At 39.9% G+C, this 24,163-nt stretch carries 17 protein-coding genes, 2 tRNA genes, 1 rRNA gene and 3 pseudogenes; 16 read left to right on the top strand and 7 right to left on the bottom strand.

Annotated elements, in window-relative coordinates:
- Positions 1 to 500: 500 nt before the first annotated feature.
- Positions 501 to 1,932, bottom strand: a pseudogene (locus tag C427_RS22090) (IS1182 family transposase).
- 553 nt (positions 1,933 to 2,485) lie between these two features.
- Between C427_RS22090 and pspA the strand changes: the two are divergent.
- From pspA to C427_RS22045, 9 genes are all read left to right on the top strand, one after another.
- Positions 2,486 to 3,145: a phage shock protein PspA gene (gene pspA / locus C427_RS22085; protein ID WP_007636001.1), complete on the top strand. Its 660-nt coding sequence runs from the start codon at positions 2,486 to 2,488 to the stop codon at positions 3,143 to 3,145.
- Between the two features lie 75 nt (positions 3,146 to 3,220).
- Positions 3,221 to 3,421, top strand: coding sequence for a PspC domain-containing protein (locus C427_RS22080; protein ID WP_034898776.1), 201 nt, complete (start codon positions 3,221 to 3,223; stop codon positions 3,419 to 3,421).
- 10 nt (positions 3,422 to 3,431) lie between these two features.
- Complete coding sequence (locus C427_RS22075) at positions 3,432 to 3,764, top strand: hypothetical protein (RefSeq protein WP_007636002.1); 333 nt, start codon at positions 3,432 to 3,434, stop codon at positions 3,762 to 3,764.
- A gap of 99 nt (positions 3,765 to 3,863) precedes the next feature.
- On the top strand, positions 3,864 to 4,295 hold the full coding sequence (locus tag C427_RS22070; RefSeq protein WP_007636004.1) for a copper chaperone PCu(A)C: 432 nt from the start codon (positions 3,864 to 3,866) through the stop codon (positions 4,293 to 4,295).
- A gap of 8 nt (positions 4,296 to 4,303) precedes the next feature.
- The gene (locus C427_RS22065; protein ID WP_007636005.1) at positions 4,304 to 5,296 is read left to right on the top strand and encodes a DUF2333 family protein; all 993 of its coding nucleotides are present in this window, start codon (positions 4,304 to 4,306) and stop codon (positions 5,294 to 5,296) included.
- A 3-nt stretch (positions 5,297 to 5,299) separates the two neighbouring features.
- Positions 5,300 to 6,058, top strand: coding sequence for a TIGR04219 family outer membrane beta-barrel protein (locus tag C427_RS22060; RefSeq protein ID WP_034898780.1), 759 nt, complete (start codon positions 5,300 to 5,302; stop codon positions 6,056 to 6,058).
- Between the two features lie 98 nt (positions 6,059 to 6,156).
- Entirely contained in the window at positions 6,157 to 7,965 is a 1,809-nt protein-coding gene (locus C427_RS22055; protein ID WP_007636009.1) for an assimilatory sulfite reductase (NADPH) flavoprotein subunit, read from the top strand.
- Entirely contained in the window at positions 7,965 to 9,695 is a 1,731-nt protein-coding gene (cysI, locus tag C427_RS22050) for an assimilatory sulfite reductase (NADPH) hemoprotein subunit (RefSeq protein ID WP_015431357.1), read from the top strand. Before C427_RS22055 ends, cysI begins: the two co-directional genes overlap by 1 nt.
- Positions 9,673 to 10,422 (top strand): phosphoadenylyl-sulfate reductase, encoded by a 750-nt coding sequence (locus C427_RS22045; protein ID WP_015431356.1) that lies wholly within the window; start codon positions 9,673 to 9,675, stop codon positions 10,420 to 10,422. The genes cysI and C427_RS22045 overlap by 23 nt, the downstream gene beginning before the upstream one ends.
- Before the next feature lie 31 nt (positions 10,423 to 10,453).
- Here the strand turns inward: C427_RS22045 and C427_RS27960 are convergent.
- A pseudogene (locus tag C427_RS27960) lies at positions 10,454 to 10,980 on the bottom strand (TIGR03899 family protein).
- A gap of 217 nt (positions 10,981 to 11,197) precedes the next feature.
- Here C427_RS27960 and C427_RS22035 point away from each other — a divergent pair.
- Positions 11,198 to 12,082, top strand: a complete 885-nt coding sequence (locus tag C427_RS22035; protein ID WP_007636014.1) for an IS982 family transposase — start codon at positions 11,198 to 11,200, stop codon at positions 12,080 to 12,082.
- Here the strand turns inward: C427_RS22035 and C427_RS22030 are convergent.
- Positions 12,079 to 12,348: a hypothetical protein gene (locus tag C427_RS22030; protein ID WP_007636015.1), complete on the bottom strand. Its 270-nt coding sequence runs from the start codon at positions 12,346 to 12,348 to the stop codon at positions 12,079 to 12,081. The two genes, C427_RS22035 and C427_RS22030, sit on opposite strands and share 4 nt — an antisense overlap.
- 82 nt (positions 12,349 to 12,430) lie before the next feature.
- Positions 12,431 to 13,208: pseudogene (locus C427_RS25320) on the bottom strand (IS1595 family transposase).
- A gap of 277 nt (positions 13,209 to 13,485) precedes the next feature.
- On the opposite strand from C427_RS25320, the gene C427_RS22020 reads away from it, so the two are divergent.
- Positions 13,486 to 15,723 carry a bifunctional diguanylate cyclase/phosphodiesterase gene (locus tag C427_RS22020; protein WP_007636019.1) on the top strand — a complete coding sequence of 746 codons (2,238 nt, stop codon included), beginning with the start codon at positions 13,486 to 13,488 and terminating at the stop codon, positions 15,721 to 15,723.
- A gap of 796 nt (positions 15,724 to 16,519) precedes the next feature.
- Here C427_RS22020 and C427_RS22015 read toward each other — a convergent pair.
- On the bottom strand, positions 16,520 to 17,656 hold the full coding sequence (locus C427_RS22015) for an acyl-CoA desaturase (protein ID WP_007636021.1): 1,137 nt from the start codon (positions 17,654 to 17,656) through the stop codon (positions 16,520 to 16,522).
- A 165-nt stretch (positions 17,657 to 17,821) separates the two neighbouring features.
- Here C427_RS22015 and fabR point away from each other — a divergent pair, with 165 nt between their 5' ends.
- The gene (gene fabR, locus C427_RS22010) at positions 17,822 to 18,433 is read left to right on the top strand and encodes an HTH-type transcriptional repressor FabR (RefSeq protein ID WP_007636022.1); all 612 of its coding nucleotides are present in this window, start codon (positions 17,822 to 17,824) and stop codon (positions 18,431 to 18,433) included.
- 21 nt (positions 18,434 to 18,454) lie between these two features.
- Here fabR and trmA read toward each other — a convergent pair whose 3' ends face one another.
- A complete protein-coding gene (gene trmA / locus C427_RS22005; protein ID WP_407636113.1) occupies positions 18,455 to 19,510 on the bottom strand; it encodes a tRNA (uridine(54)-C5)-methyltransferase TrmA in 1,056 nt (351 codons plus the stop codon).
- A 212-nt stretch (positions 19,511 to 19,722) separates the two neighbouring features.
- On the opposite strand from trmA, the gene C427_RS22000 reads away from it, so the two are divergent.
- On the top strand, positions 19,723 to 21,162 hold the full coding sequence (locus C427_RS22000) for a DUF5610 domain-containing protein (RefSeq protein WP_015431350.1): 1,440 nt from the start codon (positions 19,723 to 19,725) through the stop codon (positions 21,160 to 21,162).
- Positions 21,163 to 21,199: 37 nt separating this feature from the next.
- Here the strand turns inward: C427_RS22000 and C427_RS21995 are convergent, their stop codons facing one another.
- The gene (locus C427_RS21995) at positions 21,200 to 21,664 is read right to left on the bottom strand and encodes an RNA recognition motif domain-containing protein (RefSeq protein WP_015431349.1); all 465 of its coding nucleotides are present in this window, start codon (positions 21,662 to 21,664) and stop codon (positions 21,200 to 21,202) included.
- Between the two features lie 529 nt (positions 21,665 to 22,193).
- Here C427_RS21995 and C427_RS21990 point away from each other — a divergent pair.
- From C427_RS21990 to C427_RS21980, 3 genes are all read left to right on the top strand, one after another.
- Positions 22,194 to 23,730: ribosomal RNA gene (locus C427_RS21990) — 16S ribosomal RNA — on the top strand.
- Between the two features lie 123 nt (positions 23,731 to 23,853).
- A tRNA-Ile gene (locus C427_RS21985) sits at positions 23,854 to 23,930 on the top strand.
- 34 nt (positions 23,931 to 23,964) lie between these two features.
- Positions 23,965 to 24,040, top strand: a tRNA-Ala gene (locus C427_RS21980).
- Positions 24,041 to 24,163: the final 123 nt, after the last annotated feature.

Raw genomic sequence — 24,163 nt, 5'->3', positions numbered from 1 at the left:
CTAAAGGTTGAATGCTAGCCCCAAGTCCAAAATAGCAAAATTTTTATTTCATTTTCATACGCGATTCAGTTGGGTAATAAAGTATCCAGATAAATTTGGTATTGTACAAGTAAAAAATTAACCGATTACATAGAAACATAATATGTATACCTATTTAATGTTAGCTATAGTATCTAAGTGAACATCATTTGAGAGCAGTCCAACGGCAGCAACGAGCTTAAACCACCCCCACAAACAAGCAGTAAATTTTAGTCAAACTTACCCTGAATCTGAACATGGTTCCTCAAATCTCAATGACCGCTTAGTCGGCAGGCTGTGTAAAAACTCGGATTACAACCGCCAAATCTTACCCTCTGTGATACTCAACCTTCCAAATGACTTAGTCACTTATTATTAGCGTTAGCGCGGAATTTTGGATTTGGAGTGTCAAGGCGGGTTGTTAATGGTAAATGTGACGTTTGAAGGCTGTTTTATCTCATGAATTCAGGCTAAATCTCCCATTATTGCCTGATGGCCTCCATCAAACCAGCTGTCTCCATTATTGTCATCATTCTCTTCAGTGTTATAAGCCAGCACATGCAGGTTCATCTCGATACTGACATTCTTTCTACGCTTCATTAAAAAGTGTGTCGAGCCCATCCACATTTTGATAGTACCAAACGGATGCTCCACGGTTTGTCTTCTCACAACCGATATCTCTGGATTATCGTCGAGCCGCTGCTGCATCGCGTCTATCTCATCTTCGTGAACCCAGCGTCTCATTTTCCTTGGCTCTTTTAATGATCTCGTGCATTTATCTCTGATATCACAATCTCGGCAAGCATAAAAATTAACGTATACCTTTTGCTCAAGGCCGTCTTCGGTTACGTTCCGTCGATGCGGTAATTCCTCGCCCGCTGGGCAAATATAAAGGTCTTGGTCTTTATCGTATTTAAATAATGATTTGTTGAATATACCTTTTTTTTCTGAGCCTGATGTATCAGTTTGTGGCACGTTTGCCGTCATGCCTAAATCTTGTGTGGCCTTGATATCGTTGCGACTAAAGTACCCCTTGTCGGCGATGATAGTGATGTCTTGTTTACCTAATGTTTTTTGGACTTGCTCTGCCACTAAGGTGAGCTGGCCTCTGTCTGTTGTCATAGTGACATCGTGTTCAACAATCAAGTGATGTTTTGTATCCACAGCGCTTTGCACGTTGTAGCACACCTGTCTTTGCATATGTTGCGTCTTCATCAAACGTGCATCAGGGTCGGTTTGTGACACTTGCTTGTCTGGGTGTTCATTCACCTGTATTTCGAGTGCTTTAAGCTCAACTAATCGCTGCTCAAGCCATGCTAATTTTGAAGTAGATACTGTGGTGTCGATATCCTTTTCATCCCCGTCTTTGGTGTCCATTTGACTTAAGTATTGTTGAATACTCTTTTCTGTTCGCTCGATATGAGCCTGAACTTTGGTGGGCGTATAATTCTTGGATTTGTTGTTGACGGCTTTAAATTTACTGCCATCGATGGCGAAGGCTGAATCGTCAAACATGTTGAGCTGACGACATAACTCAACAAACTTGCGGCAGACATTTTTGATCCCCTTGCCATTATCTTTTCTAAAGTTGGCGATAGTTTTAAAGTCAGGTCTTAAACGCTCAAGCAACCACATTAATTCAACGTTGCGGTGACTTTCCTTTTCCAACCTGCGAGATGACTGAATGCGATTTAAGTAACCATAGATGTAGAGTTTTAACATTGTAGAAGGATGATAGCCTGGGCGGCCATTAAGCTTTGGGTTAACAGTCTCAAAACCTAAGTCTAATAAATCAAGGTGGTCAACAAACATATCGATAACTCGAACTGGATTATCTTCGGTAACAAAGTCATCTATTGCTTCTGGGAAAAATGTCGATTGGTGTCTTGGTTGACCTTTAATATGGTGAGACATGTTAGATATACTCTGGTTTGGCTTACCATTTTATTATACTAATTTCGGTCTTAAAGTTGGATCGGTGGCTAAGACTGATTGATCATAAACATCACGTACTTAGACCAAAAGGTGATCAATAGTTTTTACACAGTCTGTCGGAATTGCCGTCCTTCACCATTTTCCGGTGATGTTCCATACCAAGAAATCCACAGAATATTCAGGGCAGTCTAAACATATTGGATATCGTGACTAGTATCTATCAACTACTTTTCCTTTGTGCTCTTTGTGCTCTTTGTGGTTAGTTTTCTTTTTCTGTGTCGGAAGTTGTGGTCTCACAGTCTATTAAATATTGGTTGTGATTTTCGCTAACTACTTAGTCTATTTGACTAAATTGTTAAGTTTGCTCAAAGTCACCAAATGTTTTCTCGTTACATTTTTAATAAAAATTCAATTAAATCAGTTGTTTATTAATATTTGTTAAATTGGCACAACACTTGTAATAACAATGTTAGTACTGGTAGTGCTGGAATAGCCCAGCAGGAAACTTATTAATCTTATTGGAGAAATCAAAATGGGTATGTTTACGAGAATGTCAGACATAGTACAAGCCAATATCAACGCCATCTTAGACAAAGCTGAAGAGCCAGCAAAAGTGATTAAATTACTTATCCAAGAAATGGAAGAAACCTTAGTCGAATTACGGTCGGTTGCAGCGACTAATTTAGCCGAGAAGAAACACGTTGAGCGCCAAGTAGACAAATTGCATCAACAAATAAATGCATGGCAGACAAAGGCCACTTTAGCGGTAGAAAAAGATCGTGAGGACCTAGCCAGAGCTGCATTGGGTGAAAAGCACCACAGTCAGCAAAAACTATCGACTTTAGCTGATGAGCAAAATCTAGTTGCGGAGTCGCTGTGTAAACTTCAAGCTGACATGGGTAAATTACAAGATAAACTAGTGGAAGCTCGTGCAAAACAAAAATCTCTGATTATTAGAGAGCGCTCGGTAGCTGTGCGTATGACTGTTAAAAACAAAGCTCATTCAGTCAAAATTGATGATGCGATCATCCGCTTTGAACAATATGAACGCCGAATTGATGATTTAGAGTCACAAGTTGATGCTTACGATTTAGTGAATGACTCACAAGGTTTACATGTCCAGTTCAATCAACTTGAAGCTGAAAGTCAAATTGAGCAAGAACTAGAAGCATTACGTAAAAAAGTGGCTTAGTTTTGACGTGTCAATTCGTTAGTGGCAAGCAACCATTGACACTAACCCAGTAATTTGAATCAATAGGAGAATAATATGAGACGTTATTTTGACATAGACAGATTATATAAAGATTCAACGCACCGTAAAGTATCGGGTGTATGTGCAGGTTTAGCTAGACACTGGAGTGTACCTAGATTGGTAATTCGTGTAGCAGCGGTAGTATGTTTGATAGCGCTGCCGATGGTTACTGCGATTGCTTATATCACTGCCACAATCCTGATCCCAAACCGATAAGGAGTGAGTTGTGTTCAAAAATATCATTTTGGCTGTATTGATAGCAATTGTGTTGACCTACAGTCTAAGCTACCTAGCAACACAGTGGCTAGATTTACACCTTTCCTTCGCTGAGCATGATTTTGAGCCAATCACCTCCGTTCTTGTACTCACATGTATAGTGGCAATCTTAGTTGTTGTAGGGTTTATCATCGCGTTTAGCATTTTTTCTGCGATTATCTTTGTCCTAATTGCCGCAGGTATTGGTTTGTTTGTTGCAGGATTAAGCGTGTTTTGGCCGGTTATCTTATTTACCCTAGTCATCTTTCTCTTAGTGAGAGACAAACAAACAGCCACATATTGATATGCTATCGACCTTAGTCAAACTTTTGTGTTTAATGGATGGTATGTTAATTAAAATTGCTGAATAATTGATAAAATATTTTTATATATTAGGTGATTTATGCTTCGATTAATTTTATTGCTGTGCAGCTTAGTAACAGGTGCACTTTACGCTGAAGTAACAATAACAAACGCAACTGTCAGGTTATTGCCTCCGGGGGTGCCCAACACAGCGGCCTATTTTTCGGTTCAAAACAGCTCGGATACAGACCAAATTTTAATTGGTGCGTCAGCAGATTTCGCTACTAAGGCAGAAATACATAACCATATATTGGTAGATGATATGATGCGCATGCAACAACAGTCAGAGGTTGTGATAAAATCTGGAGAGACTGTGCAGTTTGCTCCCGGAGGTCTTCATATTATGCTGTTTGGGTTGAAGGAGCCCCTACTAGAAGGGCAGTCTGTCGCAATCAGTTTGCAGACCCAAGACGGTGAGTCCATTATGATTACGGCTAATGTCGCCCGGCCGTCTGAACATAAACATCATTAGGAAAAAATATGAAACAATATCTTGCACCAAAATGGCTGTTTAGCACGGCTGTTCTTTTTATCTTCTTGTTATGGATTTTGTCAGTGTTCTGGAGCTTCGAACCTGAACTATTTGAACCAGAGTTACTTGCTCAACAGCAAGCTAGCCAGAGGAATGAGACTGTTGTAGCGGGCTACACGATTACCACAAGTTTAATTAAAGTTAGCGAGACCTTGTTGAATAAGTCTGGAGGCTATTTGTCAAATGATGTGTTGCCACCTAGTGTAATGATGGACAATATGCCTAGTTGGGAGTTTGGTGCCTTAGAAATGACGCGAGATTTGGCTCTGGCTATGCGCCAAGATTTTAGCCGTTCACAAAGCCAATCTTTAGAAAATCCTTTCTTAACCAAAGCTCAACCTCAATTCAATATAGATAGCTTAAGTTGGTTGTTGCCCTCTGCAGAGTCCAAGTACCAAGAAGGCATTGATAATTTATATGCTTACAGAAGCAGCCTATCTGATAGCCGTCAACAACAAGGGCAATTCTATGCACGAGCAGATAATTTAAGAGATTGGCTCAAACAGCTGGAGAAACGTTTAGGTAGTTTCTCACAACGTCTAAGCGCCAGCGTGGGTCAAGAACGTCTTGATACAAGTTTAGCCGGGGATTCTCAGGCTAATCAATCTACGCCAACGGCTAATAGACTGGCTGAAAAAACCAGCTGGTGGCAGTTAGATGATAATTTTTATGAAGCCAGAGGTGCGAGTTGGGCATTAATACATTTCTTAAAAGCAGTAGAAGTAGATTTTGCAGATGTACTTGAGAAGAAAAATGCCAAGATAAGCCTACAACAAATCATCCGTGAATTAGAGGCGACACAAGAGTCTCTATGGAGTCCAATAATATTAAACGGTAGTGGTTTTGGCACCTTAGCTAATCATTCGTTAGTAATGGCGAACTATATTTCTCGGGCAAATGCTGCTTTAATCGAGCTAAGCGAATTATTGAATCAAGGTTAAATTATGAAAAAGACAGTGCTCTCTCTCGGGCTGATAGTTTTGTGTATGAGCAATCCAAGCAGATCGGATACCTTGCTTGGATTATATATTGGTGCCCAAGGGTGGAATATGGAGACTGTCGGTGGATTTTCTGAAGACGGAACCAACACTGATTTTAATTTTGAAGATCAAAGCCAGTCAAATTTGTACGTGGCTTTTGAACATCCTTTGCCACTTATTCCTAATATAAAATTGCAAAGAACCAATATGGACACCAGTGGTGATGTGCTTTTAGAGCGAAACTTTGTTTTTGGTGGAAAGCTTTTTTCAATCAACTCAGAGGCAACAAGCGATGTTCAGCTCACTACAACTGATGTTATTTTATACTATGAGCTGTTTGATAATGATCTGATAAGTTTCGATGTTGGCCTCAATGCCAAATATATTGATGGTGAATTACTGGTCACAGATAAAGGCGATCCTACAGTTAACGGGCGAGAGGAATTTTCAGGTCCAATACCTATGTTTTATTCACGATTGGCCGTAGGGCTCCCCCTGACAGGCTTTGGAGCTTTTGTTGAAGGGAGTTTTTTAAGCGTAGATGACCACACTTTGTCAGATTATCAGGCGGCAATTACTTATAGTTTGATGGAAAACCTTGCCATAGACGTTACTTTTCAACTTGGCTATCGTGCAGTATCCTTAGAGTTGGAAGACTTGGATGGCATATATTCTGATCTAGAATTTAAAGGTGCATATGCTGGATTAGAGGTGCATTTTTAGTTTCATCTGATTTGGTTATAAAAAATCAGTTTTTATTCTTTCCAGTTATGTACATATATCGTTATGCTCTATTTGAAATAACAAGGGTTAGCGATTATATGTCTTCAGTAATAAATCAAGCCTCTGGGCTTGCCGCAGGTTTAAACGAAAACCAGTGGTCTCAAATTAATCAGGCCACGGCAGCTCTTAATCCACAACAACTGACTTGGTTGAGTGGTTACTTAGCTGGATTGGCGCAAGCCGTTCAGCCTAATGTTTCAGTTCAACAGGACAGTGTTGCCGCAAAGTTTTTGACTATTTTGTATGGTTCGCAAACCGGTAACGCTAAATCTGTGGCACAGGAATTTAAAGCAAAATTAGATGCGATAAATATTCCTGCTAAAATAGTGAGCATGGCTGACTATAAGCAGAAGCAATTAAAAACAGAAAGTCATGTAGTGATTATTGTCAGTACCCACGGTATTGGGGAAGCGCCAGATGATGCTGTGGCACTACACAGCTTTTTAGCTGGAAAAAAAGCGCCTAGACTTAATGATCTAAACTTTGCTGTTTTGGGCTTAGGTGACACAAGTTACGAGTTTTTCTGCCAAACAGCTAAAGACTTTGACAAACGTTTACAAGACTTGGGCGCAACCAGAATTACTGACCGCGTTGATTGTGACGTTGATTACGACGCAGATGTAGCGGCTTGGTTCGACACCATTACACATCAAGTAAAAGATGAGTTGATTGCAAAGACTTCGCAATCTGTCATTCCATCCTTGAATGTGCACCCTAGTGCTGTAGTAGCCAGTCAATACACTAAAAAAGCCCCATATACTGCAACCTTATTGGAAAGCCAAAAAATCACTGGACGAGATTCTGTTAAGGATATCCGTCATATTGAGATATCTCTTGAAGACTCTGGTATTCAATATCGACCAGGTGATTCATTAGGTGTGTGGTTTGAAAACGATATAAAACTAGTTGACGAGTTAATCACTGCACTTGGCTTACAAAGAGACGACTCGATTAATTGGTCTGGTGATGATTACAGCTTACATGACGTTTTAGTCAATAAATTAGAGTTGACTCAAAGTTACCCAGCTTTCGCCACCAAATACGCAGAATACGCAAACAATGTTGAACTCAATGCACTGTTAGATGATAAGTCTGTGTTGCGTGGATATCTAGCACAGCGTCAAATCATTGATGTTGTGCGCCAGTACCCAGCTAAAGTTACTGCACAACAGTTTGTTGATACCTTAAGAATTATGACACCTCGACTCTACTCCATTGCTTCTAGCCAAGCAGAAGTAGAGGATGAAGTGCACTTAACCGTTGCCTTAGTTGAGTATGACGCTCATGGTCATGCCCATCAAGGTGGTGCATCAAGCTTTTTGTCTACTCGTTTAGATGAAGGTGGTGAAGTGAATGTGTTTGTTGAGAGGAACGACAACTTCCGTTTACCCGCTGATGGCAACACACCTGTCATCATGATTGGTCCTGGGACAGGTATCGCCCCATTTCGAGCCTTTATGCAACAGCGTGAAGTTGAAGAAGCAAGTGGTGAAAATTGGTTGTTTTTTGGCAACCCCAATTATACTCAAGACTTCTTGTATCAAACTGAATGGCAACGTTTTGTTAAAGACGGTGTGCTCAACAAAATTAGCTTGGCATTTTCTAGAGATCAGGAACAGAAAATCTATGTGCAGCACCGTATGCTTGAAGAAGGCGCTGAACTCTATCAGTGGCTTGAACAAGGCGCACACATTTATGTTTGCGGCGATGCCAATCATATGGCCAAAGATGTACAAGACGCTTTAGTACAGATTGTTATTGAACATGGCGCAAAAAGCGAAGAGCAAGCAGAACAGTATATTTCTGACTTGCGCCGTGCTAAACGTTACCAGAAGGATGTTTACTAATGAGTAATGACCACAAAAATTTTATCGTTGAAGGCAATCTAGCCGATAACGAACGTTTAAAAGAACAAAGTAATTTATTACGTGGAACTATCGCAGAAAACTTGACCGATGATTTAACCGGTGCATTTGTTGGCGATAACTTTCAGCTTATTCGCTTTCATGGCATGTATCAGCAAGACGACCGCGATATTCGTGCAGAGCGCGCTAAGCAAAAACTAGAGCCGTTGCAAAATGTGATGTTAAGAGCACGCTTACCCGGTGGCATCATTACTACCAAGCAGTGGCTGGCAATTGATAAGTTTGCTGAAGAAAAAAGTATCTATGGCAGTATTCGGTTAACTACGCGTCAAACTTTTCAGTTTCACGGTGTGTTAAAGCCTAACGTTAAATCTATGCACCAAATGCTTAATCAAGTTGGCGTTGATTCTATTGCCACTGCGGGTGATGTAAACCGAAATGTGTTGTGTACATCCAACCCAGTAGAGTCTGAAGTACATCAAGAAGCTTATGAGTGGGCGAAGAAAATCAGTGAACATTTGCTTCCTAAAACACGTGCTTACGCAGAAATTTGGCTGGACGGCGAAAAATCAGAAACAACTGAAGTAGAGCCTATATTAGGTAATAACTATCTACCTCGAAAGTTTAAAACAACCGTAGTTATTCCACCGCAAAATGATGTTGACGTGCATGCTAATGACTTAAATTTTGTAGCTATTGCCGAAAATGGTAAATTAATTGGCTTTAACGTATTGGTTGGAGGGGGGTTAGCCATGACCCATGGTGATACTTCCACTTTCCCACGTAAAGCAGATGATTTTGGCTATATTAGCATTGAGCATACTTTAGCTGTAGCTGAAGCGGTGGTGTCTACCCAACGTGACTGGGGGAACCGTGTTAATCGTAAAAATGCTAAAACTAAGTATACTTTAGAGCGTGTCGGTGTTGAAAACTTCAAAGCTGAAGTTGAGAAACGCTCAGGTGTTAGTTTTGCACAGAGTCGCCCATACGAATTTACTTCACGGGGTGATCGTATTGGTTGGGTCGAAGGGGTAGATGGTAAACATCATTTAACCTTATTTATTGAAAACGGCCGTATTTTAGACTACCCAGGCAAAACACTTAAAACTGGTTGTGCTGAAATTGCAAAAATACATACAGGTGATTTTCGATTAACGGCCAATCAGAATTTGATCGTTGCGGGTGTCCCAGCGTCGCAAAAAGCCCAAATTGAGCAGCTAGCCCGTGAACATGGACTAATGGCTGATGATGTGAGTTTGCAACGTAAAGATTCGATGGCCTGTGTGTCTTTGCCTACTTGCCCATTAGCGATGGCTGAAGCAGAACGTTACTTGCCTGATGCGGTGACAGAGATTGAAGGCATATTGGCTAAGCATGGTATGCAGAATGAAAGTATTATTTATCGTGTTACCGGTTGTCCTAATGGATGTGGCAGGGCTATGTTGGCAGAAGTTGGCTTAGTGGGTAAAGCGCCAGGTAAATACAACTTTCATTTAGGTGGTGATCGTCAAGGCACACGGATCCCTAGAATGTATCGGGAAAATATTGATGAAAAAGAAATCATGGATGAATTAGATGTCTTAATTGGCCGCTGGTCAAAAGAACGCGAGGTTAACGAAGCTTTTGGTGATTTTCTTATCAGAGCAAAAGTTGTTAAACCTGTTATTGACTCAGCCAAGGACTTTTATGATGACCCAAGCTATTCAATCTAGCACTCTAGAAAGTGCAACATTAAATATTTCAGGCGATGAATTAGCGCAAACCAATATTGCATTAGAGCAGCAGTCTGCGGAACAACGGATAGCTTGGGCATTAGAACACTTGCCGCATCAGTTTATGTTGTCATCTAGCTTTGGTGCTCAAGCTGCTGTGATGTTACATATGGTTACGCAGCAGTACCCTGATATACCAGTAGTGCTTACAGACACGGGTTATTTGTTTGCTGAAACCTATCAATTTGTTGATGAGTTAACACAACGTCTAAATCTCAACCTTAAGGTATATCGCGCCGATGTTTCCTCTGCATGGCAAGAAGCACGTATGGGGAAAATGTGGGAACAGGGTCTAGAAGGTATTGAAAAGTATAATGCTCTAAATAAAGTTGAGCCTATGCAAAAAGCCTTGGATGATTTAAAAATAAAAAGTTGGTTTGCTGGGCTGCGCCGCAGTCAGTCTGACATGCGAGAAACCTTGCCTGTTGTGCAAAAGCTAAAAAATCAGTATAAAATTTATCCTATTATTGATTGGTCGAATAAAGATGTGCACTTGTACTTAAAAAAACATAACCTGCCGTATCATCCTTTATGGGAAAAAGGTTATGTGTCAATTGGTGATTGGCACAGTACACGTTCATTGGAAGAAGGTATGACTGAACAAGATACTCGTTTCTTCGGTTTAAAAAGAGAATGTGGCTTGCATGAATTTGGTGATGGAATTTAGTTATTTTTCGTATTGCCCTATTAATCATTATTTAGATTATATTGAAAGCATTGCCTAAGGTGACCTTTAGTGATTTAACATAAATATCTTGTCGTTTTCGGGTCACCAATTTACATAATTCAGCGCCAGTAGTAGTGAATTTGTAATAAACCAATGTGGTGCCTGTGCGTTTAGCGATTAAATCCAGTGCTTGCACTGCACAACGCCATTCCGCGGGAATACCTATTGGGAGTTCACCAGATTCTATTTCACTATGGTGTATTAATCCTAAGTCTATTAGTGACAAAATATCGGTGTAACCTAAACCAAATTCAGATAAGTTAAGTCGATGGTTTTTTGTGCGAACCAAAGAGCGACTAAATATTCTTTTTTTTGATAATAGCCTAGTATCACTTTAAGAGAAGATTCACCTTTACGTTTGCTGGCTAAATTAACTGCATTGCAGAAAATCTGTGCATCCTTTTGTGTCAGTTGTTTCAATAGACCTAAGGTTTTTAAAGAAAAACTACCAGGATTTGCTGACTCAACAGCAAATATTTTGCCCCATAATTCCTGCATAGTAGGAGAAATTTTTTTTTCTGCCATTTTTACGAAACTAAAAAACCAATCGGGATCTTTTCTTCATCATTACCGTCATCGAGACAGAAATCTATCGCTCTGCCTAGAATTTTTTATAAATTACCTTACCTGAATCCTGTTTAATAAATTGAACTAAATGCCTGTTCCAAGATCCGATCTTTCGACTAAAAGAGATGAATCTAAAAAAGGAACAGGCATGAGTAAATTAGTTGAGCTGTTTTGTGATGTCGATGATTTTTGCAAAGTATTTATCCCTCAATGGCGTAAACAACTGCTCGAAGACGCAACGCGAAAACGTCAAAGAGAAGGGCAAATGACCACATATGAAATCATGACGATTGTCGTCAGTTTTCATATGTCACATTACCGTGATTTCAAAAACTACTCTCTTGGGTATGTATCTCTTGTGTACAAAAATGCGTTTCCAAATTTATTGAGTTACACACGATTTCTAGCGGTCATGCCTAGAGTTATCGTGCTCATGAGTACCTACTTCACATCACTTAAAGGAAAGCCCACAGGACATGAATTCATTGACTCTACAAGCATCAAGGTGTGTCATAACATCCGAATACCTAGACATAAAACCTTCGACGGTATCGCTCAACGAGGTAAAGGTACTATGGGTTGGTTTTATGGTTTCAAGCTCCACTTAGTCGTCAATCATCACGGTAAAATTGTTGCTGCGAAAGTCACAACCGGCAATGTGCATGACACTCAACCCATACGTGAATTAGCAGAAGGTTTGACTGATAAATTGTATGGAGACAAAGGCTATTTGAGTAAAGCTTTGGAAGCGGATTTATTAGATAAAGGTGTAAGTCTCATCACAACCGTTCGCAAAAATATGAAAGCAAAAGCTATATCGTTGTGGGATAGGGCCATGCTTTCAAGGCGCTATATAATTGAAACAATAAACGACCAACTTAAGAATATTTCTTATATCGAACACTCAAGGCATCGGAGTATGAACGGCTTTATGCTGAATTTACTCGCGGGATTGGTCGCTTATTGTTTAAAAGAAAATAAGCCAAGCCGTAATTTAACTGACGTAGAGCTGAACTCTATGATTATCGCTTAAGCAGATCTCAGGTTAATTAGTTTTCGCTGCTCCAATATCACTTTTTTACGCTTGATTTTTTCATAACTGGTGGACGTTTTAAACATACTACCGTCCGCTTGCACACCTGCCTGTGAAAACCAATCAATAATACGTTTTTGACTTGATTGGCGGATCATTCTATTTTCTGACTGCGACCTAGGTGCACTCAACCTTACCGCTTCTTTTTGCGACGGCAAAGGCTTTAAGTGATGTGTAATAGGCGGAGAATTAGAATCAATTTTCATAAAACTTAAAACGCTGATTTAAATTATTATTCATGTTTCTCCATTTAACTCTGGTTGATTTAAAAGGGTTATGAATAATTGCTTAGTTTACCAATCGATTAGGTGTTTTTTTCACAAAACAGCGATTATACCGATAACAAAACTCATTCAAGTATTCTTGTAAGTAGTTACCCATAACGCCATGAAAAGTGCCCAACAAAAACGTTTTCAAATTACCTATCACTATATGAACCCTGGGCAACCATTCGTCTACCTTTTCAGTTTGTGTGACTCTTGGCTCATGTTGCTATGTTTTATCTATCATATTTAACGAAGGATAAGTATCGGTTATGACATGTTGATCCGCTAAAAGGTGATGTGATATGTTCTTTGAATGTTTTAAAATTCACATTTTTAACCTCTTTCATCGCGATAAATTCTGACTTTTATGCTTGTTTTCACATGCAATGATAATGGGGGGTCCCAACTGCTCTAAGACCAAGCTTGCATTTGTGCTTACCGCCAAACAAAGGCATCATATAATGTATAGTGACCGACAATCGGTAGATAATATATGTCCCATAGCCGCTCTGATTTGAGATAATATAAGTGGAGCAGTCTTCCAGCTCACTTCAACTAAGCTTGTTTAGCCTTAACGCTGAAATACTGCTGTCTGAGCCGATAAAATACAGTGCCTGACATCACCGATGTTTGCTTGTGACAATGGGGGCATTCGGTTAATTCACGGCAGTGAAGGTCAGACCACATTGAGGACACATAAACCCATTTGGCCACTTCATTTCCCTCAGATACTGGAGACAATCTTAATTTTTTCTGAACTGCTGTTGCCAAGTCAAAAAACTGACTTCTGACTTGTTCACGCTCGAACTTACTTAAACTGTTTATTTTCATATACAGTTCAGTTCATGCCTGAGCAAAGTGGAGAAGCATGTTAAAATTTATTGTATTGTATATTGCGTTAATTCATGTTGCATAAGCAAATAAAAATGTTAGCTTTAATCACAATGATAAGTTAATTTTGTACTTTCCAAGTTTTACTTCGTGTGCTGCTGCAGTGAAACGAATATAAAAAATAAAGAATAAAAAATAAAGCATAATTTCTACTGAAGTCAGAATTTTGTCCTTTATGGAATTTAAATGAGCCCTAGCAAATACGAAAATGATGAATTAATTTTCTTATCAGAGGATATTCACTCAGACATGCCAGAAATTATAGGCGCGTGGAATGTCTTAGTCGTTGACGATGATGAAGAAATACACTCTGTCACTAGGTTGGCCCTATTAGATTTAGTAGTTAATGATAAAAACTTGCATTTTATTCATGCTTACTCTGGTGCTGAAGCATTAAAAATAATTGAAGATATGGGTTCATCTATTGCCATCATTTTATTGGATGTAGTTATGGAGGCTGATGATGCTGGTTTAGCTGTGGCAAAAATAATGCGCGAAGATTTGGGTATTATGGAACCTCGTATTATTTTACGCACTGGACAGCCCGGCTATGCGCCTGAAGAACAAGTCATTAAAGATTACGATATTAATGATTACAAAACCAAAACAGAACTTACCCGCAGCAAATTAGTAACAACCATCATTGCTTCACTGCGATCTTATCAACAGATATTATCAATTAATCAAAGTCGCATAGGTTTACAAAAGATTATAGTGTCTGCAGCAAACCTAATGGAAGAGCATTCTGTTAATAGTTTCTGCGAAGGTGTTGTAACCCAAATTAGTTCCTTAATAGGTCTAGAAGCCGGTGGGGTTGTCTGTGCAAAAGCAGGCTCAATGTTGGATAAGGATAAAGATGACGATGCGGTTTATGTACTTGGCGCCGCGGGTGAATTCGCCCCCTATATTAATGAAAGACTAGAGAATTTACATAATGCAAGAATAGTAAAATATGTTAGTCGTTGTTTGCAGCTCAAAAAACATATTTTCGAAAAAGAATTTTTTGTACTTTATCTTAATAGCTCGGGCTATGCAGCAGCTGTTTATTTACAAATAGGCAAAGAAATCAGTCGAGTAGATCAACAATTACTAGAAGTGTTTTTATCAAGTATTTCTGTAGGCTATGAAAATGTTAACTTATTTCATCAACTTCGTACCGCTGCTTTTAGAGATTGGCTAACTAAACTGCCTAACCGCAGTGAATTTATTAATATGTTGGACGATTGTGGTGTGGCCAAATATAAAGATGAAAATTCAGTTGTGGCTTTAATTGATATTAATCATTTTGCAGACATCAATGATGGACTGGGCCAAGATGCTGGTAATAGTACCCTGCTGGCAGTGACCCAACGCTTGCAAGAAACCTTTTTAGATAAGGTGAAAATAGGTCGTATTGGCTCAGATGTTTTTGGCTTAATTGGTGCTGAATTTTTTGTTAATCCACAAACACTGAACGAGATGTTTGTAGCCCCGTTCAAAGGGGGGGAGCATACACTTCCCCTTTCAGCCTCTTTTGGTTTTTGCAGGTTAGACGGGAAGCCACAAACGGGTATTAATATTCTTAAGCATAGTAATATTGCTTTAAATAAAGCTAAGAAAAATCTTAATACAAACTTTGAATATTATGCGCCTGAAATGGAAGAGGAAACCACCTGGCGTTTGGACATGATAAGGCAATTAACCAGAGATTTTGAAGCTAAAAAATTGCAACTTTGGTATCAACCCCAAGTCGATCTAGTGACTGAACAGATAGTAGGAATGGAGGCACTGCTGCGCTGGCCAACTTCTGACGGTTGTTTTGTTTCACCGGTTGTATTTGTTCCATTAGCCGAGTATTCAGGTTTAATTATCGATATTGGAATTTGGGTTTTAGAAGAATCATGCCGGAAATTAAGTGCATTGTCTGCGCAAGGATACACAGGCTTGAGAATGGCGGTTAATATTTCTATGCCGCAATTCAGAGATCCAAATTTTATTGATACCGTGAAAAATATTATTACAAAATTTGGGGTTGAGCCGGATAGAATAGAGTTAGAAATTACCGAAAGTGTGGTTATGGATGAGCCTCAAATTGTGATAGAAGCTCTACAAGAATTGAAGCTGTTTGGGGTCAAGGTCGCGATTGATGATTTTGGTACTGGCTTCTCTTCCATGAGTTATCTGCAACAACTGCCTCTTGACCGATTAAAAGTTGATCGTTCTTTTATTAACGAAATTACGCCTGGAAAATCGGCTTTTATTGCCGAAACTATAGTGACCCTAGGTAATAAACTAGGTTTGTCGACAATTGCTGAAGGTGTCGAAACAAGAGAGCAAGCTAGTTATATGTTGAAGTTAGGCTGTGACGAAGCGCAAGGATTTTTGTTTGCGAAACCTATGCCATATGAACAACTTCTTGAATTCTTAGCAGCGCAAGATAGCTAACTTGACCATAATCAATAATAGCCACTAGCACTTCCCTATGGTTTCGTTACAGATACCTTACTGAAATATAAGTCTACATTTTATGCATTTACTTTGCATATCCGACAGCATGAGTTCAGCTTTACGGGATTTAGCTGGGTGTTATACAGTTTCAATTCGTGATTGATTGGCCGACATTCTGGCTTTAAGCGATTTTGCATTTGTGGCAGTATGTCGTTTTAACCAAGTGTTTTTATAGTCAAATACTATTTCTTGTTGAAGGATGCGGCAATGGTAAGAAACGCGTTTGGTATTTCTTCCCCCCAGCTTTTAACTGGTTCAGTTAAGTTTCTTTTTTCAAGTAAGTAATAATGTTGTGCTTAATGACCGGCTAAAAGGACAACTTTAAGTGTATCTTGCGTTATTAACAGCGGATACCATTTTATTGCTCAGACTAGTCGTGGAGGTATATCGCCAAACTTATTTTTGCTAGGGTAAAAAAACTCTATGGGGACAATAGACAAAGGTTTTGGCGTAGAGTCCATCTGCTGACATGTCTAACTAAGAGTGTAACCTTTTCCTGAAACATCATTTAATGGCTTATTGCTTTGATGAGCTTTAATACCCGCGCCCTGACCAGTTAGAATAAGCGTTGCATTGCTCGGATATTGTAATATGGGTTTAGGTAAGATAGGTAAAGAGTGCGCACATTCAGTGCAATCTTAGAGGTAATGTCTATGTTGCCAATCACCACATTTTCCCAGTCAGTTTCGTGTGTAAAAAAAGGCCTCAAATGAGGCCTTAGAATATATTCTGATTACTCGGCCATGACAGGCAAAAAGTCGAACTGATTGATATGTATCCATTTTTGCTTTTGAAGGGCTAAACTTTGCTTTAACTCTTTATATCTGTAGTGAACTTCAAGGTTCTCATAGGTGCGTTTCAAGTTTTGTTTTTTGATGGCCATTAGTTGTTTTTTTGCCGCGTAATAGTCGGTCATGCGCTGGGCTAAAAGTTCGTATTCAAAGTGCACTTTGGCTAATATCTCATCTGCATTAGCTAATTTAGATACTTTTTCTTGGGCTAATTTTAGTTGCATGGCAGCCTTAGCTTTTTCAATCCTTTCTTCTGGGCAGCGACGAAGATTACTGGTCCAGCCAATAAAGGATAAACCTTTAATTAACCATTTTGTTGGGTCAAATTGCCACCACTTTATGCCGTTTCTGTAATCATATTCAAATATATGGTGGAAATTATGATATCCCTCTCCAAAAGTGAAAAAGGCGAGGATATCGTTATCACGAGCAGTATTTTTATCAGTGTAAGGTTGCTTTCCCCATATATGAGCTAGGGAATTTATGAAAAAAGTGACGTGATGAACTACAACTAAACGGAAAACACCTGCTAACAACAGCATGCCCCAGATATCACCATTCAGCCAACCCAACAAAACAGGGACGCCGAAGTTTGCCGCAAACATGATTTTTAAATAGTGTTTATGCTGCCATATTATTACCGCATCTTTCTGAAGATCGCGGCAGTTATTATAATCAGCATATCTGTGGATTTGATACTCTCTTAACATCCAACCAATATGAGAATACCAGAACCCTTTTTTGGCTGAATATGGGTCTTGTTCGTTATCGTCAACATGTTTGTGGTGGATACGATGATCTGAACACCAATGCAATATGCTGTTTTGTAACGACATTGCTCCACCTATTGCCAATACTATTCTGACAAATGCGTTGGCTTGGTATGATTTATGAGACCATAAACGATGGTAACCGGCAGTAATCGACATGCCTGAAAAGTAAATTAAAGCGATACACGAGATAATTTCAACGGCATCAAAGCCATTTTTAAATGCTTCAAAGGGCACCAACACAGTGGCTATAAGCCCGGTAATAGTAAATATTAAGATATTGGTCAGCAGTAGGCGTGGTTTTTTCATTTAAAATATTAAGTTCAGCTTACATATGTACGCCATTTTACGTTGCCTTTTGCGTTTCGCAAGCTCTATATGCGTATAGTGTGATATTTCTTCGGTATGTGTTTTACTTTTTTCACGTTAGAATTCAGTTCATACTCAACCAATCAGACACATTAGGTTTAGCTATTGAACCGTCAAGAACAAAAATTACGCACTCGGCGTTCTATTATTGAAGCGGCATTTTCGCTACTAGACGAACAGCGCAGTTTGTCGAGCGTTAGCCTCAGAGAAGTTGCACGCTCAGCGGGTATTGCACCCACTTCTTTTTATCGACACTTTAAAGATATCGACGAGTTAGGCTTAACCTTGGTAGATGAAGCAGGTTTAGCTTTACGTCAGTTAATGCGCCAAGCCCGAGTAAGAATTGCTTCCGGTGGTGGTGTGATTAACACTTCAGTGGATACCTTTATGGAATTCATAACCGCTAATAATAATGTTTTTCGTTTGTTGTTGCGTGAACACACTGGCACATCCATGGCTTTTAGAGCGGCTGTACTGCGGGAAATAAAACACTTTAATGTAGAACTGACTGATTACACTATATCGACCACGGGCTTGCCCTATAACATTGCTAACTTGCAAGCAGAAGCGATGGTTAAATTAGTTTTTAGTGCTGGAGCTGAAGCCTTGGACGCATCCGATGAACAAAAAGCTAATGTAGCAGAGCGAGTAAAACTTCAATTAAGGTTTGTCGTAAATGGTGCTTTGCAAGCTAAGGCTGAACAAACTTCGAGTTAACTATCCGTAACCTATGGGCTGCTACTTTTTTTGCAAATAAACACCACATTCTACATGGTGTGTGTAGGGAAATTGATCGAATAACGCAAATCGAGAGATTGTGTGTGTACTTAATAAGGTATCTAGATTGAGTTTCAGTGTGTCTGGATTACATGAAATATACACAATATTCTCATACTGACTGATCATATTTACCGTACTCTCATCTAAGCCAGAACGAGGTGGATCAACAAGTACCGTTTTACACTGATAATCGGCCAAGTTAATGCCTTTTAAACGCCGGAACTCACGCAATCCCTGCTGTGCTTGTACAAATTCTTCGCTCGACATACGAATGATTTTTAGGTTGTCGATATTATTTTTTACTATATTATCTTGTGCTGCGGCTACCGAGGTCTTGGATATTTCAGTTGCCAGTACTTTTTCAAAGTTTTGCGCTAAGGGAACTGAAAAATTTCCTGAGCCGCAATAGAGTTCAAGTAAGTCGCCTTGACTATTTTGAGTAATATCCAGTGCCCATTCAATCATACTAATGTTGACCTGTGCATTGGGCTGAGTAAAGCTATTTTCGATCTGTTTAAACGTAAATTTGCGTTGCTTGATTGTGAGTTCTTCGGTTACATAATCTTTATCTAGTATAATTTTTTGCTTCTTTGCTCGACCAATAATATCTATTTGGAATTTTTGTCTTAAAGTAATAAGAATTTTCTGCATTTCCTCTGTCCATGCATCATCCAATGTTTTGTGATAAAGCAAAGATACAACGACTTCTTCGCTCAATGTGGCTAAGTAGTCAATTTGAAAAAGCTTTCTGCGTGCTGTTTCGTTGCCTTTAAGCAGCAAAAGTAGCTCTACCATGACATCATTGATGAGTTGGCTAGCAGGAGGGAAATTATGAACCTGGTACTTTTGCTTTGTTACTTGATCAAACATGACATGATGAAGATCATCACCATCATGCCAGAGACGAAATTCGGCACGTAATCTGTAATGTAATGGTAGTGAAGCGAATACTTCTAATTCAGGCACCGGATGTTGGGAAAAGTTTTCTTTTAGAACGCTAATCTTGGTTTCCATTTGTTCAACATAATTTTCTGCCTGAATCTCTGTGGGCCGCATGAATTACCTTAATAGTGAGATAAAAATGCGCAAGGTAAAGTGTTTTTACTCATTCTGCAATATTTAAGAAAAGTTTAACATTTACGGTTGTATGTTTTTTATCCAAATATAACTTAAGTATTAAAGATAAGCGGTCGATAAGTTGAAATAAGGATAGTGAGGTATCTGCCATGAACATCAGTCAATTAAAAGTCTTTTTAGGTGATAAACCCCAACACTTGGGTAACGAAAACAGTATTCAAAATCAGTTACGTGATACTGGATTAAAGCAAGCTATTAGTGGACAAAATAGCCAATCTTCACAAAGACTGGATAAATTTAGTTCTAGTACGTCTTTGGGAGTGCGTATATATACGTATTCATTAAACAATACGTTGGAAGTCGACAAACGCAAGCCAGACTTTTCTGCGCCTGATACAAAAAAAACTGACTCATCACTATTTGATTTCGAAGAAATAGCTAAAAACGTTCTCAAATTTGTTGGTGGAGTAATCAAAAATGCTCAAAATAAGGGTGCCGATGAAGACAAGTTAAATGACATGTTTGAACAAGCTTCATCTGGTGTGCTTAAAGGCATAAAGTTAGCAGAGCAGGACTTAGCTGGTTTCTTAAATGAAGAAATTACTAATGGCATCAATAAAAGTAAAAGCCTAATTGAAGACGGTATTGCCAAGCTAAAGCGTGATATTTCTAACCCGCAAGCTTTAGACCTAGAAAAACCGGCTACATCTAAAGTTAAGTCCACCGGTATATCTTACGAAAAACAAGAATCAGGTGAACTGAGCATTCGAACTCGGGATGGCGATACAGTAAATATTACTTTTGAAGACCTCGAACAATTTGAATTCAGTCAAAGACAGGTGCAGCAAATTGCGCAACAGACTGAACAAGATAAAAAAACCGCAGTGACCGAGCCGGTAAGTGTTCCGATAGATGTTGATAATGCTGCAGTTGCCAGCGCTCAAATTGCTACACCCAATAATGTTGATGCAGACGATTCAGATGTCAGTATTAATGAAGCGGATAAGATTCAACCCACTACTGACTCAATTGAACAGAATGTTATTCTTTATCAAGATAGCACCTTTTCGTATAAAGTTAAGGGTGAGATAGATGAGGATGAACTAAAAGCGATAGGACAATTAGTAACGGATGCTAATGAACTGGCTAAAGATTTTTTTAATGGTGATGTTGAGACTGCTTTTAATCAAGCATTAGAATTAGGTTTTGATGAACAAGAATTATCAAGTTTTGCTTTACAGCTAACAAAATTTGAAAATACAGCAGTTATCAAAGCATATGAAACAGTTTCTAGATTTGATGGTGATAATGTGGACAGTGATCCTGCAAAAGCTGTTAAGCCTGTTGCTGATTATATTGATAAACTATTAAATGTATTGGATGGGTCGAGACTCCGATTAGAAGACAGCAACTCTTATGAGAATATTATCAATGAACTGATCAATAAGTTAGGTGAAGATGTGGCAACGCCAGATTTGATTTCTGCTATTAATCGCTTCAATGGGTTTAATCAGAAACTTGTGAACAACTTACCTATAGGATATCAACCAAGAAAGCAAATCATAGTATTATTTTGGTATATACAATAAAAAGGCCAACATTAAGCTGGTCCTTTTTTATGTGTTATCAAATACTATTCTTCTTCAATTTTTCTTTAGCTAATCTCACCTTTAAAGTACGTTCTTGAAAAGTTGAATCGTTCAAGTTTTTGATTGCTTTAGCGGCACCTTTAGCATTCATTTCAACAAAGCCGTAACCTTTCCTTTTTCCAGTTCGTCGATCCTTCATTAATCGGACTGACACAACACTACCTTGTTGCTCAAAATGTTCTTGAACAGCTTCTTCATCTGCACGATAAGGTAAGTTGCCTACATATAATGTAGATACTTCTGATGATACGTCTTGCTCATTTGATAAAGTAGAATGCGAAAACAACTTTGATAATGCTGGGGCCAATAAGCCACCAACTAAAACGCCTATAGCTGCTGACAATTGATTCGACATATCAGAAGCTAGAATGGGTAAAATGTAATAAAGAACAATAGCGAAAATAACGGTAACAAAAATATTTAAAATAAAAGATGGATTCATATGGCTCTACCTAAAAAGATTTTATGGTTATAAGAATAAAAGCGCCTTCATGTTACTCATTTATATGGTTTTCGCAAATAGTTAGACTAAGTATCAGTCATCCTTTTATTGATTCTTTCAAAAACAAAGCGTTTTGAGCTGTTTTGAGCGATTAATGTGCGATTAAACGATAATTATAAATTAGGGGTTGCATGCAAAGTTGTTGTGTCTATAATGCGCCCTCGCTTCAGGGGAGACGAGTTGGAAACAACGGAGTCACTCGCACCAAACAGGGTAAACCAGTTTGTTGCTTATACGGTAAACGTATAGTTGCTGCGGGGTGCAGCAGTTTTAGTTGAAAAGAAAATCAATTAAATTGTTGACATCAAATGGGAACCGCGTATTATTCGCCTCCCGCTTAAGAGGGTCTACGGACAACCACTTAAGCCGCTAACGCAGTTAGCATGCTCTTTAACAATTAGAACAAGACAATCTGTGTGGACACTCACGAAGTGAGAGTTCACCAAAAAAAATTCATATTTTTAATATTTAATTGAAGAGTTTGATCATGGCTCAGATTGAACGCTGGCGGCAGGCCTAACACATGCAAGTCGAACGGAAACATGTCTAGCTTGCTAGATGATGTCGAGTGGCGGACGGGTGAGTAATACTTAGGAACATGCCTTTGGGTGGGGGATAACTATTGGAAACGATAGCTAATACCGCATAACGTCTACGGACCAAAGGGGGGAGCTTGCTCCTCTCGCCCAAAGAGTGGCCTAAGCGAGATTAGCTTGTTGGTGAGGTAAAGGCTCACCAAGGCGACGATCTCTAGCTGTTCTGAGAGGAAGATCAGCCACACTGGGACTGAGACACGGCCCAGACTCCTACGGGAGGCAGCAGTGGGGAATATTGCACAATGGAGGAAACTCTGATGCAGCCATGCCGCGTGTGTGAAGAAGGCCTTCGGGTTGTAAAGCACTTTCAGTTGTGAGGAAAGCTTGTTGGTTAATACCCAGCAGGTATGACGTTAGCAACAGAAGAAGGACCGGCTAACTCCGTGCCAGCAGCCGCGGTAATACGGAGGGTCCGAGCGTTAATCGGAATTACTGGGCGTAAAGCGCACGCAGGCGGTTTGTTAAGCTAGATGTGAAAGCCCCGGGCTCAACCTGGGAATAGCATTTAGAACTGGCAGACTAGAGTCTTGGAGAGGGGAGTGGAATTTCTGGTGTAGCGGTGAAATGCGTAGATATCAGAAGGAACATCAGTGGCGAAGGCGACTCCCTGGCCAAAGACTGACGCTCATGTGCGAAAGTGTGGGTAGCGAACAGGATTAGATACCCTGGTAGTCCACACCGTAAACGCTGTCTACTAGCTGTTTGTGGATTTAATCCGTGGGTAGCGAAGCTAACGCGATAAGTAGACCGCCTGGGGAGTACGGCCGCAAGGTTAAAACTCAAATGAATTGACGGGGGCCCGCACAAGCGGTGGAGCATGTGGTTTAATTCGATGCAACGCGAAGAACCTTACCTACTCTTGACATACTAGAAACTTTTCAGAGATGAATTGGTGCCTTCGGGAATCTAGATACAGGTGCTGCATGGCTGTCGTCAGCTCGTGTCGTGAGATGTTGGGTTAAGTCCCGCAACGAGCGCAACCCTTGTCCTTAGTTGCCAGCCTTAAGTTGGGCACTCTAAGGAGACTGCCGGTGACAAACCGGAGGAAGGTGGGGACGACGTCAAGTCATCATGGCCCTTACGAGTAGGGCTACACACGTGCTACAATGGCGAGTACAGAGGGAAGCAAACCTGCGAGGGTAAGCGGATCCCTTAAAGCTCGTCGTAGTCCGGATTGGAGTCTGCAACTCGACTCCATGAAGTCGGAATCGCTAGTAATCGCAAATCAGAATGTTGCGGTGAATACGTTCCCGGGCCTTGTACACACCGCCCGTCACACCATGGGAGTGGGTTGCAAAAGAAGTAGGTAGTCTAACCTTCGGGAGGACGCTTACCACTTTGTGATTCATGACTGGGGTGAAGTCGTAACAAGGTAACCCTAGGGGAACCTGGGGTTGGATCACCTCCTTACTATTACGGCGGACCTTGCTTCGTTGAGTGTTCACACAGATTGTTTTGTTTTGATAAGAAGAGCAAAAGAAGTGCTTGGGTAACAAGTCACTATTTGTTTTTGCGCAAGCAAGAGCATGAAATAGGCTTGTAGCTCAGCTGGTTAGAGCGCACCCCTGATAAGGGTGAGGTCGGCAGTTCAAGTCTGCCCAAGCCTACCAAATTTGTGATTATCACAGATTGCCTGCATAAAGCGGGGCCATAGCTCAGCTGGGAGAGCGCCTGCCTTGCACGCAGGAGGTCAGCAGTTCGATCCTGCTTGGCTCCACCATTTAGGTGGAACATCATTTGCTCATAAGATTAAGTAGCCTTAATCAATATGTACTATTAGATAATATCTAATCAGTGTTTATTGATTAAGGTTTTTTAAACCTTAATTGTAGCCGGCGTGTAA

It is taken from the genome of Paraglaciecola psychrophila 170 (assembly GCF_000347635.1).
Classification (GTDB): domain Bacteria; phylum Pseudomonadota; class Gammaproteobacteria; order Enterobacterales; family Alteromonadaceae; genus Paraglaciecola; species Paraglaciecola psychrophila.
Note: the sequence above shows the minus strand (reverse complement) of the source record. Positions and strands in the feature narration are given on the sequence as shown.